Genomic DNA, 15368 nt, shown 5'->3' with positions numbered 1-15368 from the left:
CCCAGCCCCCAGCCCACCGTCTTGGTGGTGAAACCGGGCCGGAATATTTTGGGCTGGTTGTTGGGATTGATCCCCCGGCCGTTGTCTTCCACTGTGATCTCCAGTTTTTGGCCGTTGCGGCTGACCTTGATCTTGATCAGGCCGCCAGGACCTTCAATGGCATCTATGGCGTTCTTTATCAGGTTCTCCACCGCCCACAGGAAAAGCTCGGCATTTAAGGCTGCCTCACAGGCCTGCTGATAATCTTCCTCAAAGGCGATATCCTTGCCCATATTGGCCACCCGGCGCCGGAAATAATCCACCGCTTCGGCGGTCAGCCTGGTAACCTCCACCGGCTGCAATTTGGGGATGGATCCGATCTGGTTGAAACGGGCCAGCACCTTGTTAAGGTGGGCCAGGTCCTTTTCCATTTCGGGCACCACCTCGACCGGCGGGTGTCCCCCTTCCTTAAGCAGGGTCAGCCAGCCCATCAGCGAGGAGATCGGCGTGCCCAGCTGGTGGGCAGCCTCCTTGGCCAGGCCCACCCACACCGCCCTCTCTTCGTTGATCTTGATGGTGCGGAACCCTATGAAGCCGATCCAGACAAAAAGGGCCACCACCACCAACTGGATGATGGGGATGAACCGCAGCTCCCTTAAAACGCCGGGTTTTCCATAGTGAACGGTGACCACATTGCTGGTGTCCTGGCCCAGGGTCATGGTGATCGGCTGGTTCTGGTGGTCCAGCTCCCCGATGGCCGTTTTCAGTTGATAGAATGGCTCTTCGGGCGTCAGTTTCTCCCAGCGTCCGGCCACTTCAGGGGGAATTACCTGCTGGTCGAACTCCGCTCCCTTGGCATCGATCCCCCGCCAGGCAATGGGCAGGCCCTGGCGGTCCGTCACCACCACCGGAAAATTGATGTTCTGGATGACCTCTTCAAATATTATCCCGGTCTCGGGCGATTCCCCGGCCGGTTCGGGCAGGGCGGCGGTCATGCAGAACCGGGCAAACACCCGGGACATGATCCGGGGCTCGGATTCCAGCCTTTTGATCAGCCCCACCGTATAGACCAGCGACACCGCCACCAGCAGCAGCGCCCCTATAAATAGATATGCCCGCCACACCTGGGACCAGCGGGAATGAGGTTTGATGAAAGAAGCCATTGGGCTGTATCCTCGTTTGGTTCTGTGTCTGGCCTGAAGGCCCTGAGATCGGCGCTGTTTCGGACAAAACAATTAAAACGATCCCGGGGAAGGGGTATAATCTTGATCGATCAGCGGACTGAGATCCGCGGCAGCCAGTTTAATGTTTGACCAGGTCGCGGCCGCCGGCCTTGGCCTTATACAGGCACTTGTCGGCATAGTCTATCAGTTGGTCCTTCTCCGAGCCGTTCTCGGGGTAACTGGAAACCCCCAGGCTGACGGTGATATTCGGCAGCGGTTTGTTCTGGACGTCCGTCAGAGCATGTTTTTTTACCGCCAGCCTTATCCTTTCCGCCAGCATCACCGCCTCTTTTTTACCGGTCTCCGGCAGCACCAGCATGAACTCCTCCCCGCCGTAACGGGCCACCAGGTCAACTTCCCGGGCCTGCTGTTTCAGTATCTCGGTCACTGTCTTCAGCACCAGGTCCCCCACCGGGTGTCCGAATTTGTCGTTGAATTTCTTGAAATGGTCGATATCCAGCATGATCAGGGCCAGGGGATGCTTGTAGCGTTTGGCCCGGTTGAGTTCCCGTTCAAAAAAGCTCTGGAAATAACGGTGGTTGTTCACCCCGGTCAGACCGTCGGTAACGGCCAGCTGCTCGGTCTCCTGGTACAGCCTGGCATTTTCCACCGCCACCGATATCTGGGTGGCCAGGGTGGATAGCAGGTTCATGTCTATCCGGTCAAAATCCCCTATTACGTCGCTCTCCACGTTTATCACGCCGATCACCCGCCCCTTGAGTTTAAGCGGCACCGCCATCTCCGACCTGGTTCCCTGGTCGATGCAGATGTATGAAGGCTCCTTGCTGACATCATTGACTATGATGGATTCTCCGGTCATTCCGGCCAGGCCGGTGATGCCTTCGCTGCCGATCTTGACCCGGCGGCCGGTCTCTTTGATATTTTCGGGGTAGCCCAGGCTGGCCATCAATTCCAGTTCACCCCGCAGGGGATCGGACAGCAGAATGGCGATCTTGGGATAGTTGAACGTGTCTTTTAGGATGGTGCAGACCTGGTTCAGCAGGTCCTGCAGCTGCAATGTGGAACTGACCGTGGTGCCCACGTTGTGCAGGGCCGAAAGGTCGCGGACATTGCGCTGGGCTTCCTGATAGAGATGCTTGGCCTGCCCGTAAAGCCGGGCGTTGTCCATGGCCACAGCCACCTGGCTGGCCAGGGTGGACAACAGCTGGGCATCCGACTGGTCAAAGGCGTCAAGCTTGTCGTCCTCGATGCTCAGCACCCCCAGGATCTGTTCCTCGCGCTTGATGGGGATGGCTATCTCCGAAAGCACCCGCTGGTCGCCCACCACGTAAAGCGGCTCCAGACGGACATCCGGGATTATCAGGGGCTGGCCCTTTTCGGCCACCCATCCCACCACGCTGCTGCCCCCCACCGTAAAGTGGACCTGCTCCAATTCGTGCTCGTAGCCGCTCTGCCCGCCCACAAACAGACTGCCGGTGATGGGCTCCACTTCAAAGATGGCCACTTTCAAATAATGCAGTTTTTCCCTGATCAGGCTGACCACGCTTTCCAGCAGTTTTTGTTTTTCCAGTTCCGAGGAGATGATGGTGCCTATCTCGTACAATACCGAAAGTTCGGTGATCCGGTTCTGGGCGTCCAGATACAGTGTGGCGTTCTCGATGGCCAGCACCGCGGTGTTGGCAAAGGCTTCCAAAGACCGGATCTTCTTCTTATCAGGGACTTTTCCATCCGAGGGCCGCTCTATCTGGATCAAAGCCAGCAGCCGTCGGCTCTTGGAGTATAGCGGGGTCAGGATCCGGCTTCCATCCTGCCAAAGGCCTGGATCTTCCGGAGTATCCCCGGACTGTGGTTTGGCATGATCCTCTCCCGAAGCCGGGACCAGGAAAGAATTGCTGATCCGGAGATCCGGGCGCATCAGCGGCGTAACCTCCGACAAGGGCATTGTCTTCAGCTGCATTTCCTGGAATTCTTCCGGGGGTATTCCCGAAGCTGCCTGATGGATCAGGCCTAGTCCGCCGGGTTCGGTGCTGCTGATCAGCACCCGGTCAAAATTAAGGCTGGTCCTGATCCCCTCCACTATCACCGAAAGGATCTCCTCCAGTTTCAGGGACGAAAGGATGGTGCTGGAAAGGTATTGCAGGGTGGAAAGTTCCGTATTCACTTCGATCTGGCGCTTCAATGCCAGATTGAGACGGCTGTTGGCTTCAGATAGTTCGTCCTGGTTGCGGTTGATCTCCTCAAACATGCTGGCGTTCTTCCAGGCCACCGCCGCCTGATTGGCAAACAGCGAAGCTACCTCAAGCTCCCGGGAATAAAACCCCCTGGAAACCTGCCGTCCTATGATCAGAACCGCTTCGCTGCGGCCGTCAATGACCAGGGGAGCCACCAGCACCGCCTCCGAATCATCGCTGGTGCCGGCCACGTGCACTGTCCTTGAATCGCGTGCGGTATCGAGAATTATCTCCGGCCGGCCGGTTTGGGCGATGCTTCCCACAATCCCTTCGTCCATGGAAAATGGAGGGTCGGCCATTATCTCATTCTGATAAGGGCCCAAAGCCAGCATCGGGGAGAGGTTCCTGGTTTTCCAATCAACTTTGTAAATGGCCAGCCGGTGGAATGGGATCAGGCTCTCTATCTCCTGCGAGATCCTGGCCAGCACATCTTCGATTTGCAGGGAGCCCAGCAAAAGTCCGCTGGTTTCCAGCAAAGACTTCTGGGCCGAGGCCCGGCTGTCAAGCGCCAGCACCAGCTCGGTCCTTTCCAGGGCCATGGCGATGCTGCTGGCCATGATCTGGGCCAGCTGCATCTGTTCTTCGGTGAACTCCCGGGTGTTGCCCCTGAAATTATTGATGTTCAATACTCCCAACAATTGGGCCTTAGCCAGCAGTGGAACCAGGATAGCGGCCCCCAGATCCTCTTTCTGGGACACTGAAGCAAACCTGGGATCTCTGCCCAGGTCGGCGGTCAGGACAGTCTCCATATTGTCTGTCACCCAGCCAGCCAGCCCCTGGCCCGGTTTGAGCCTGGCCTGTTTTTTTGTTTCTTCCGAGAGGCCCAGAGACGCCTTAATAACCAGATCTCCGGTGGCCGGATCGATCAGCATTAGGGAGATGGCATCGGCGCTGATGATATCACTGATGATCTTGAGGCCCAGCGACATCACTTCATTTTCGTCGGTGGCATTGATCACCGCCTGGCTCATCTGGTAAAGGGTGGAAAGTTCCTTGATCTTTTGCTGGGCCAGTTGCTCCAGCCTGATCTTTTGGATGACCGCCGCCGCCTGATTGGCAAAATTTTCCAAAAGCCTGATGTCGTCAGGGCTGAATCCATCCAGGCTGGAGCTTTCGATATCCAGCACCCCGATAACCTTATCCCGGAATTTAAGGGGCAGGGCCGCTTCCGAACGGCAACCCCTCACCGATTCCACATAGCGTTTTTCTTTGCTGACATCGGGGACATAAAGGGTCTTTCCCTGGGCCGCCACCCAGCCGGTTATCCCCTCCCGGCCGATGGCCAGGCGGGTATCACGGATCACTTCGGCCCGGTATCCCACCGCGGCCTTGAGGTATAGATATTTCCCATCCTGATCGGAAAGCAGGATGGCGCAGTTCAGATAGCCGAAAGTTTCCTTGATCAGCAGGGGTATTTTTTGGAGCAGTTGATCCAGGTCGGTCTCGGTCACTGCAGCTTCGCTCAGTTGGTGCAGTGCGTCGGCTTCTTTGGTCTTTTGCAGGGCAGCCGCATGCAGCCGGGAGTTTTCCAAGGCCACCGCCGCATATCCGGCTATGGACATCAGCAATTCCTGATGGTCTGGATCATAGGCTTCAGTCTTTTGGTAACTCTGGACCGCTATCATTCCCAGGGTATGCTCCTTGAGCCGGATGGGAACTCCCAGCCATGAACGTGCCGGCTTGCCGATGATCTTTACCGGACGGCCTTTGGCCTTCCTTTCCCCGGTATCCTTTAAAAGCAGCGGTTTGCCTGATTCCAGCACCTGCTCGGTCAGTCCCTGGCCCCATGGTTTTCTTGACCTAGGCAGCTTCCTGCCTTCCTCCACCTCATAAATGAATTCCACTTCCTTTTTCTGGCGGTGCCACAGGGCCACATAAAAATTACCGGCATCCAGCAAACGGCTGACCTCGCGATGCAGGCGGGGCCAAAGCTCTTCCATATCCATTACCCGGGCCATGGACTGGGCGATCTGGCTGAGCACCGAGATCTCTTCCAGCCTTTTTTCCAGACTCTTGGCCGGAGACGGGGCCGCCCGGGCCGGCAAGCCTGCAGCTCTGGGTTTTGTTCCTGCTGACGTTACGGCCCGTGGGCCTTGTCCGGCAATGTTTTTTTTGATCTTATCCATGGGTTTCCTGATGGAGTTTGATGAATACCCTGACGATCTCGCTGTCGAACTGGGTTCCGGCCGCGTCCTGCAGCCGCTTAATGGCCACCTTAAAATCGAAGGCCTTGCGGTAGGGGCGGTCCGAGGTCATGGCCTCAAAGGCGTCAGCCACCGCAATGATCCTGGCTTCCAACGGGATATCATCACCCTTGATGCCCTGGGGATATCCCGACCCGTCGTAATGCTCGTGATGGCTGTGGATGATGGGGGCCACCTTGAGCAATGACTCCACCTCGGAAACCAGGTGGCTGCCGATGACCGGGTGCAGTTTGACCTCCTGGTATTCGTGGTCTGAAAGCAGGCTGGGTTTGGTCAGGATCTCATCCCGGATGGCCAGCTTGCCGATATCATGCAGCAGCGAACTGAAATCTATCAGCTTCACCTGCTCCTCCGGCAGTTTAAGCTGGCGGGCGATATTCAAGGCATGGAAGCGGACATTCTCGGAATGACCCTTGGTATAGGGGTCCTTGGCGTCCATGGCCGCCACAAAGGCTTTGAGTGTCCCGTAATAACTCCGCTCCAGGTCATTGTACAGCCTCAGATTGTCTATGGCCACCGCCACCTGATAGGAGAACAATTCCAACAGCCGGACCGTTTCCAGGCTGGGGATCTTTCCATCTAACGGCTCGTCCACCGTTAGATATCCGATATGTTTGTCTTTGATCATCAAAGGCACCAGCAGGACATCGTCCGGATGCCAATCACCGGTAGGCTGATATTGCTTATTTATGAGTTTGATGGAGAAATCAACCCCCGGAGTGTCATGCGGGATAAGATACGAATTGCTGTAACGGTATTTTTTGTTGAATATCTTCTCTAATTTTTCTGCCTGAGCCGGACCGGCCTTGAGTATGGCTGCGACCTCCTTTGCGGTCATGCCAAAATGGGCGATATGGCTGTTGCGTCCCTCCTCATTCTTAAGCACCAGCACCGCCCGGCTAAACAACCCGGTGCCTGATATCCCCTCCATGGTCAGGTCCAGTTTTTTCTGAATGTCACCGGCCCGGGCCACCTGCAGACTGACCCGGAACAGATCGGACAGCTTGTTCTTTTCGTTCAACAAGTCTTCTTCGGCTTTTTGCCTCTCGGTGATGTCCTCAATGGTTCCCTCGTAATATACAACGTTGCCCTGCTGATCATTGACCGCCCTGGCATTTTCGCTGATTATCAGTATCTTGCCGTCGGGGCGCTTCCAGCGGGCTTCAAAGCCAAGCACCTGGCCGTCCCTTTCCATCAGCTCCTTGAAACGGTTCCTGGTGCTGATGTCCATATAACCTGATTTGTTAAGATCCAATGAAATCAATTGATCCAGACTTTCAAAACCCAGCATCCTGACCAGGGCCGGATTGGCCAGTAATACCTGCCCGGAAGGCGTGGTGCGGTAAATACCCTCCACGATGTCCTCAAATATCTGGCTGTATTTGCGTTCCGACTCCGCCAGCTTCCGTTCGGATTCCTTTCCCTCGGTGATGTCCCTGATTACCGTGATGACCCGGCTTACCTTGCTGCCCTCAAGAACGGGAATTTTTCTGGTTTCCGTCACCAGGATTTTTCCTGATATAACGTTCTCTTCCTGCGTGGTATAAGATTCCCCCGTTTCAAACACCCGCAAATATTCATTTTTGACTTCCGGGCTAAGGAAAGGGCATACTTCAAACACACTATGCCCGGCTGGATTATTGGACAGGCCAAATCGGAGGCACCAATCCTTGAATACGGCGTTGGCCAGAATGATATTCAGCTCTATGTCCACCACATGAATGGCATCGCCAATTGAATCTATGGTGGTGCGGTATTGGAATTCGGAGGCCTGGAGTATCTCTTCCATGTTCTTTCGTTCGGTGATATCCAGGGTCATTCCCAGCCCGGAAAGCTGGCCGTCAAACTGGGTAAGGGTCCCGGCAAAATCCACCCAGCGCACCTGGCCGTCCTTGCGGATCATTTTGAACTCGTAGTTGGAGGGGACCTTCTCCCCCCGCTGGCGGGCCAGGCCCCGCTGTTTCGCCATCTCCCGGTGGTCGGGATGGATCAGTTCCCAAAAGTTCAGGTCAAGCAGTTCAGCCGGACTGTAACCGGTAAGCACCTGGCAGGCTGGATTGGCATAGATGAACTTCTCCCGGTAGGCAAATATCCCGGCCGGGCTGGCCTCGGCCAGTGCTCTGAAACGAACTTCGCTTTCCTTCAGGATCTGCTCGGCCTTCTTTCTTTCGCTGATGTCAATGATCACGCCCCTTAAACCCGTGATCTTTCCTTCTTCAAGCACCGGGCTGGCGTAGATGCTGATGGGGAATATGCTGCCGTCCTTGCGTAAAGCCAGGTATTCCTGATTCTCGGCCGGGCTGCCTTTCAATCTTCGGACTATGTTCTGGCCGGCCCTATCCCTGTCTTCAGGCGCCAGCATGGACAGAACCTTAAGACCTTGTATAAACTCTTCCTGAGCATAGCCGAATTGGCGGAGGCCTGTATTATTAACATACACCAGAATGCCCTGATCGTCAATCTCGAACACAGTCTGGGGAAGGGTGTCGGCCAGTTCCCGGTATTTTTGTTCAGAGGTCTGCAGTTTTTGTTCATTCAGTTTGCGGTCATTGATATCGATGTTGAACTCCGCCACCAGCCACTGGCCGGACGAATTTTGGTAGGGGATGGTGTGGACCTCCACCCAGCGCTTTTCCTTTTCCAAATATTCTTCGGTAACGATACTCTGTTTATCGCGCAAGGCTGAAGTGACCCCGCATTTGGGACAAACTTCTGTCCGGCCCATGAAATATTCGTAGCATTTGCGGCCGGCCGGCTCGCCGTATGATTTTTTCCATTCCGGATCAATGTACTGAACATTAAACTCGGCGTCTATGATGTCAAATCCAGTTTTGGTGGCTCCCAGGGCATATTCAAACCTTTGGTTCACTTCCCTGACCGCAAGTTCCGCCTGGCGGCGGTCGGTCAGGTCGCGGCAAAGCCCCATTACCTCGGCCACCGTTCCGTCCTGGCCGGTCAACGGGACCAGCCAGGTCTCCAGCCACAGCTCCAGCCCCCCGATGGGCGTCGGCAGCTCATAATGGGCTGTCTGGCCGGTCTGGAATACGCTGAGCAACTGCTCTTTTTGTTTTTCGTTGATAAGTTGGCCAAAGAATTCGCCTATATTACGGCCATTGGCCTGGCCCTCCGCCAGCCCGGCGATAGTTGAGGCTTTAGAGTTGGCATATTTGATGGTCCCATCGCGGTCGATCACAAAGATGATGTCAGGAGATGACTCAGACAGGGCGCGGTACCGCTGTTCGCTTTCGGTCAGGGCCAGCTCGTCTTTCTTGCGCTGGGCGATGTTTCGCCCTACTGCAACGATATTGGTAGGCCGCCCTTCCAGGTTGTGGAGCAAGCTGGTGGAATATTCCAGCGGGAACTGGCCGTTGCTGGCGGTCACTACATTCACCTGCACATTGTTGACCCCTCCGTAATCCAAGGTTTTTTGGAAATTGTGCAGGGCCAGGCCCCGGTCATCGGGGGCGATGAAAATGGAAAAATTCTTGCCTGTCAGTTCGTCACGGGAACCAAGTTCCAACAGTTCTATGGCCTTGTCATTGACTTCGGTAAAATTGCCACTGAGATCGGTGATGATAATGGCATCAGGGGTGGCAGTGAAGATGCTTTTGATGACATCGCGTTCCTTTTTCAAATCCTCCTGGTTCTTCTTCTGGTCCGTAATATCGCGGGCCACTCCGATATACCCAACTGGATCTCCCTCGGCATTTTTAAGCAGGGTAACCGTCATGTCGGTATAAAATACCGACCGGTCTTTTTTGATGTGTCCGACTATACCGGCGTTAATCCCCCGGTCGTAAACTTTCTGGTTGAAGGGTAATACCTCCCGTTCCAGTTGGGCATGGGAGTAAAAAATGCTGCTGTGCTTCCCCAGCAATTGATCTGGTTTATAACCGTGCATGGCGGCCCAGGAATGGTTTACAAAGGTTATCATCCCTTCCAGGTCGGTAACCGCCACTCCGTCGCCCACCTGCTCGGCGATCCTGGCCAGCCATATCTGCCGCTCCTGGGACTTCAGGAGCTGGCGGTTGCTGGATTCAAGTTCCACCATGTCCTGCCGGATGGTCCCGGCCATTGTGTTGAAAGCTGAAACCAGCCGGCCCAGTTCATCTTTTCTTTTTATATTTATCCGGTGGTCGTAATTGCTCTTGACCAACTGGTCGGCGCCTTCTATCAGGGCCTCGATCGGTTTTCCCAGGTACCGGGCCACCAGCCATCCGGCGGTTAAACTGATTCCTAGCCCCAGCAGCAGGATCAGATAATTGAATATGTTGGTCCGGTGATATATGGCCAGTATCTTACTCTCGTAAAAGCCCATCTGCAACATGCCCCAATCCCTGCCTTCCACGCTGACCGGGATCAGTAATTCGTATATATCCTGGCCTTCAATTACGTGCTTATGAATATCCCTTTTGTGCTTTTTGGGGTTTTCCTGATAAAGTTCAATAGCCTTCTTTCCAGCCGGGCTGCCGGTGGCGGCCAGCGGAGTAGCGGCATTGTCGTAAACCACGGCATAGGCGATCTCCGGACGCTGGCTGAACCTGATGACATTCTGTTCCAGTGAAGAAAAGTCGTTCTTCAGCACCGACTCCTGAACGGTAAAGGCCAGCATGTCAGCCATGGTAGCGGCGTGGGACCTGAGCTCGGTCCGCCAGGCCTGCCCCTCCCAAAAACTATGATTTAGCGAAACGCTGAGGGCAATACCTCCGGCCACCGCCGCAGTTATCAGGCCTATTTTAAGTGATAGTTTCATGCTTGATATTTATAACAGCCATTTTTGATATAATTGTTTCAAGAAACCCGTGCGTTCCAGTTCGTCCAATATCTGATTGATCTGCATGATCAATGACTTCCGGCCCTTGGCGGCGGCCACCGCCATTCCGCAGGGGGTGAAGGGGACTATGGGAATATTGTATTCCTGGTTCTGTTTGACAAACAATCGTGAAGAAAGGTAATCATTGAAGACCGCATCCACTTCCCCCCGGTCCAAGGCGGCAAAACTCTGATCGGTGGTGGGGTAGGATCTATATTCCAGGCCCAGCTTGGCGGCATTCTCCCTGGCATATTTTTCGCCGGTGGCCCGTTCCTTGACCGCCACCCGGCAGCCTTTCAACTGACTTAGTGAGGTTATTTTTTTATTCCCCTTTTTGACCACCATCACCAGGCCCGAGTTAACATAGTTACGGCTCATGGCATGACTCAGCCGCCGCTCTTCGGTGGCATGCATGGCCGCTATCACCAGGTCTGCTTTCCCGGCATCCAGTGCCGGCAACAGCTGGTTAAAATCCATCTGGACCCATTTGATCTTTGCCCCCATCCGGCGGGCTATCTCTTGGCCCAGTTCAATATCGTAACCGGCCAGCTTCCCCTTTTCATCCTTGAACTCAAATGGCGGATAATCTCCGGTGGCCACCACCAGGGTCTTGGTTTGGGCTCCAATGTTCAAGCAAAGCAAAGCCAGGGCGGCGGGAAGTAGAAAGAACTTTTTCATTTTATCACCTCAGATAAAATTGAATCTCCCTTACCGGAATTTTTGCCGTTACAAGAACAAACAGGATTTACATGATTCCATTTTCGGAGTCTGTTTGAGGATGCCTTAGCGTTTTAGCCCCTTGGCGCCTATGTCCCGGCGGTATTGCATACCTTCAAACCTTATTTCAGAAACAGCTTGGTATCCCTTCTCCAATGTTTCTTTCAGGTTTGAAGCAACTGCAGTCACACCCAGCACCCGGCCTCCGGCAGTGACCAACCGGTCATCACGGAGAGCCGTTCCCGCCTGGAATACTTTGATATCCGGATCCTGCAGGGCTTTCTCCATCCCTGTTATTTCAATACCTTGCTGGTAACTGCCGGGGTATCCGCCGGAAGCGGCCACGATGCAGACTGCGCTTTGGGATGACCATTTTATCTCATCCGGCTTCAGCCGGCCCTCGGCGCAGGATAATAGTATTTCCGCCAGGTCGGACTCCAAAAGCCGCATATAGCTCTGGGTCTCGGGATCCCCGAACCTGGCGTTGAACTCCAGCACCTTAAAGCCCTGAGAGGTGCGGATCAGTCCCGGAAAAAGGCAGCCCTGGAACGGCGCGCCAAGATCGGAGAGCGCTTTCAAGGCCGGCAGCACGATGGTCTTTTCTATCTCCGCCATCATCTCCGGGGTCACCCAGCCCACCGGAGCATATGTTCCCATGCCGCCGGTGTTTGGCCCCAGGTCTCCGTCGAAGGCCTGCTTGTGGTCCTGCGAGGCCGGGAACAGCGCGGCCCTATCGCCGTCGCAGAAAGCATGGATGGAGATCTCCTGCCCTTCCAGGAATTCTTCAATTATGATCTGGTTACCGGAAGCCCCGAATGCTTTTTCCACCATGGCCGTCTGCAAAGCGGCCTTGGCCTGTTCTTCGTTTTGACAGATGATCACGCCCTTGCCCAAAGCCAGGCCGCTGGCCTTGATGACCAGAGGATATTTTTGTCCGTTAAGATGATCCAGTGCCTTTTTATGATCATCAAAAACAGCGTAATCGGCAGTAGGAATATCGGCCTTCCGCATCAGGTCCTTGGAGAAGGCCTTGGAGGACTCTATTTGCGCGGCTTTTTGGCTGGGTCCGAATATCTTCAAACCATTTCTTTTAAAGACATCCACCACCCCGGCGGCCAGACAGTCATCCGGGCCGACCACGGTAAGGTCGATGCTGTTCTTCCGGGCAAAATCCGCCAGTCCGGCGTTGTCGCTGGCCTTGATATCAATGCATTCACCCAGCTCCGCCAGGCCGGGATTCCCCGGGGCGCAGTATATTTTTTTAACCAAAGGGCTTTGGGCCAGCTTCCAGCCCAGGGCGTGTTCCCGGCCGCCCGAACCGATCAACAGTATCTTCATAGAATTTTAATATTTTTTCACCACCAAGACACTAAGCCTGCACTGAGCGGTGCCGAAGTGGCACCAAACCATTTGTAAATAGTTAATTGTATTTAGTGTCTTGGTGTCTTTGTGGCAGAATGGTTACAACTTTTATAATAACACGAAAAAACGGCCCTGTCAATATCAATAATCACAAGGCCGGTATAATGTTAGAGGTCTGACGTTAAACCGATAATTTATTGGCAATTTCTTCAGGGCCGTCGCTTGGACTGCAATTTATCCATTGCTGACAATTCATTTTGCGGAACCAGGTAAGCTGCCTTTTGGCGTAATGCCTGGTGTTCCTTTTGATCATGCGTACTGCCTCGGCCAGGTCTGTTTTCCCCGCCAAATGAGCCATCAGTTCCTGATATCCCACCGTCTGCATTCCTGGGGAATCGGGCCCGTATCCGCATTCCATAAGCTTTTTCACTTCATCCAGCAGGCCCATCGACATCATAACGTCGATCCTGGACTCGATCCTTTGATAAAGAGTTTTTCGGTCCATATCCAGCACTATCAGCTTATAATTCCGGTCGTCTCCCAGGCGTTTTTCCCGGAACCATAGGCTTAACGGTTTTCCGGTAAGCATGAAGACCTCCAAAGCCCTGATGATCCGTACCCCGTCGTTGACGCTTAGCCTTTGGGCCGTCTCCGGGTCGCATTCGGCCAGCCTTTGCAGCAGGGCTGGACTACCTTTGGATAGAGAAAAGTCCTTTAGTTCCCGGCGGAGGCTTTGATCAGCCGAAGGTATGTCTACCAGTCCTTCGGTCAGGGCCTTTAAGTAAAGACCGGAGCCGCCGAGTATGATATATGCCTGGTCCTTTTTATCCAACCCATCCATCACCCGCCGGGCTTCGGCGGCAAAGGCTGCGGCGCTGTAGACCTGATCTGGGGTCAGGATATCCGTCATGTGATGAGGTGCTGTCCGCAGTTCCACTACCGTGGGCTTGGCGGTGCCGATCTCCAAGCCTTTATATATCTGCCGGGAATCGGCCGAGATAATGTGGGCCTTCAGCCTTTGAGCCAAGACAAGGCCGACTGCTGTCTTTCCCACAGCCGTCGGCCCGGCCAGCACCAGCACTTCCTTTTTCTGTTCCTGCTTCATATCCTGCCGAACCTGTGTTCCAGGTCTTCCAGGGTGAATTTTATCACCGACGGGCGGCCGTGGGGGTCCAGATAGGGCGAGCTGGTGGCGAACAGCCGGTCCACCAGATGATTCATCTCTTCCTGGTTCAGCGCCTTTCCGGCCTTGACGGCGGCCCGGCAGGCGAATGAGCGGGCCAGCCTTTGGGCCGGCTCCAGGTTCACGTCCGAGGTATCGGCCAGATCGGCCAAAATTCCCCTCACCAGGGCCGCCCCGTCGCCGCTCTGCTCCCAGGAGACCGGCAGGCCTTCCATCACCAGGGTCTGTCCGCTGAATTGCTTGACATCAAAGCCCAGCGAGCCGAACACCTCGCGGTACTGCTGGTAGACCTGCATCTCCCGGGAAGAGAGTTCCACCGTCACCGGGAACAAAAGCTGCTGGGCCCGCCTGTGGTCCCGGGCGGCCAGCAGTTCCTCGTATAGTATCCGCTCGTGGGCTGCATGCTGGTCTATCATCACCAGGCCGTCGCGGATGGCGGCCAAAATGTAGCGCTGGTGCAGCTGCCAGTAGGCCACCACCGGCTGGATGGACATCAGATTCTTAAGGCCGGCCTGCTCCGGATTTCCGGAGGCGAACAGGGCCATGGCTTCCTGTATCTGCAGCTGTCCAGGCCGCTCCGGCCCGGTCCAGGGCTGGTAGCCTGTGTTTTGAGGGTTGAGCCCCCCCGCCGTCTCCGGCCGCTGCTGGTCGGTGAACAGGGCCTTCTCCACCGCCGCCCGCACGGTGCGGAAGACGAATGACTCGTCGCTGAAGCGCACCTGCACCTTGGAGGGATGGACATTGACGTCCACCAGGGACGGGGATATTTCCAGGAAAAGCACATAGCTGGGATGCTTGCCGGCCAGGGCCGGGCCGAATCCCTGGTAGATGGCGGCCGAGGCCAGCCGGTCTGACACCAGCCGCCCGTTGACGAAGAGGTACTGCTCCCGGCGCTTGGGCCACAGGTTTTGGGGCCCGGAGAGATATCCGGATATCCGCAAAGGCTTTTGACCGTAGTCTATCTTCAGCAAAGTGCGGTAAAGCTCTCCGCCCAGCACTTCCCTGATCCGGTCGTCCTGGCTGGCGGATTTGAGATCGTAGGTTGCCCGGCCTTCGCTGATAAGCTTGAAGCCCGTTCCGGGATTGGCCAGGGATAAAGACAAAAACAGTTCTGCTATCTTGCGGGATTCGGTGGCCTGGCTCTTCAGGAATTTCCTTCTGGCCGGAACGCTGGCAAAAAGCTCCTCCACCATAACGGTGGTGCCCGGCTGGGCGGCCTGCTGTTTCCGGGAGGTTATCTCTCCTCCCCGGCATTCCAGCTGCCAGGCGCTGTCCGATCCGGCCGGCCTGGATACCATGGTGAACCGGGAGACCGAAGCGATGCTGGGCAGGGCTTCCCCCCGGAAGCCAAAGCTTTGGATGTCCTGCAGGTCTTCGTAGCTGTTGATCTTGCTGGTGGCGTGGCGCTGCAGGGCCAGTTCCATCTCATCGCCGGTCATGCCGGCCCCGTCGTCGGAGACGCGCAGCAGTTCAAGACCTCCGGCTTTCACCTCGACCTCGATCTGGCGGGCCCCGGCATCAAGGCTGTTCTCCATCAGCTCCTTGGCGGCCGAGGCCGGGCGCTCCACCACCTCTCCGGCGGCTATCTTGTTGACTATTTCGGGGGACAGGACGATGTTAGGCATGCTTGGTTAAATTTCTAATATCGAATGTCTAAACTCAAAACAAATTCTAATCATTAAATACAATGCACGA

Annotated in this window: 7 protein-coding genes; all 7 read right to left on the bottom strand. The window is 55.4% G+C overall.

Annotation, left to right across the window (positions count from 1 at the left end):
• The coding region (locus Q7U71_05590) for a HAMP domain-containing sensor histidine kinase (GenBank protein MDO9391228.1) at window positions 1-1142 on the bottom strand (1142 nt) is incomplete at its 3' end.
• A gap of 139 nt (window positions 1143-1281) precedes the next feature.
• Entirely contained in the window at window positions 1282-5520 is a 4239-nt protein-coding gene (locus Q7U71_05585) for a GAF domain-containing protein (protein ID MDO9391227.1), read from the bottom strand.
• Window positions 5513-10351 carry a PAS domain S-box protein gene (locus tag Q7U71_05580; GenBank protein MDO9391226.1) on the bottom strand — a complete coding sequence of 1613 codons (4839 nt, stop codon included), beginning with the start codon at window positions 10349-10351 and terminating at the stop codon, window positions 5513-5515. The genes Q7U71_05585 and Q7U71_05580 overlap by 8 nt, the downstream gene beginning before the upstream one ends.
• A 9-nt stretch (window positions 10352-10360) precedes the next feature.
• Window positions 10361-11089 carry an ABC transporter substrate-binding protein gene (locus tag Q7U71_05575; GenBank protein ID MDO9391225.1) on the bottom strand — a complete coding sequence of 243 codons (729 nt, stop codon included), beginning with the start codon at window positions 11087-11089 and terminating at the stop codon, window positions 10361-10363.
• Window positions 11090-11194: 105 nt separating this feature from the next.
• Window positions 11195-12466 (bottom strand): phosphoribosylamine--glycine ligase, encoded by a 1272-nt coding sequence (gene purD / locus Q7U71_05570; protein ID MDO9391224.1) that lies wholly within the window; start codon window positions 12464-12466, stop codon window positions 11195-11197.
• 205 nt (window positions 12467-12671) lie between these two features.
• Window positions 12672-13595 carry a tRNA (adenosine(37)-N6)-dimethylallyltransferase MiaA gene (gene miaA / locus Q7U71_05565; protein MDO9391223.1) on the bottom strand — a complete coding sequence of 308 codons (924 nt, stop codon included), beginning with the start codon at window positions 13593-13595 and terminating at the stop codon, window positions 12672-12674.
• On the bottom strand, window positions 13592-15298 hold the full coding sequence (mutL, locus tag Q7U71_05560; GenBank protein ID MDO9391222.1) for a DNA mismatch repair endonuclease MutL: 1707 nt from the start codon (window positions 15296-15298) through the stop codon (window positions 13592-13594). Before mutL ends, miaA begins: the two co-directional genes overlap by 4 nt.
• Window positions 15299-15368 lie beyond the last annotated feature (70 nt).

It is taken from the genome of bacterium, from assembly GCA_030655055.1.
Taxonomy (GTDB): Bacteria; Edwardsbacteria; AC1; order AC1; family EtOH8; genus UBA5202.
Note: the sequence above shows the minus strand (reverse complement) of the source record. Positions and strands in the feature narration are given on the sequence as shown.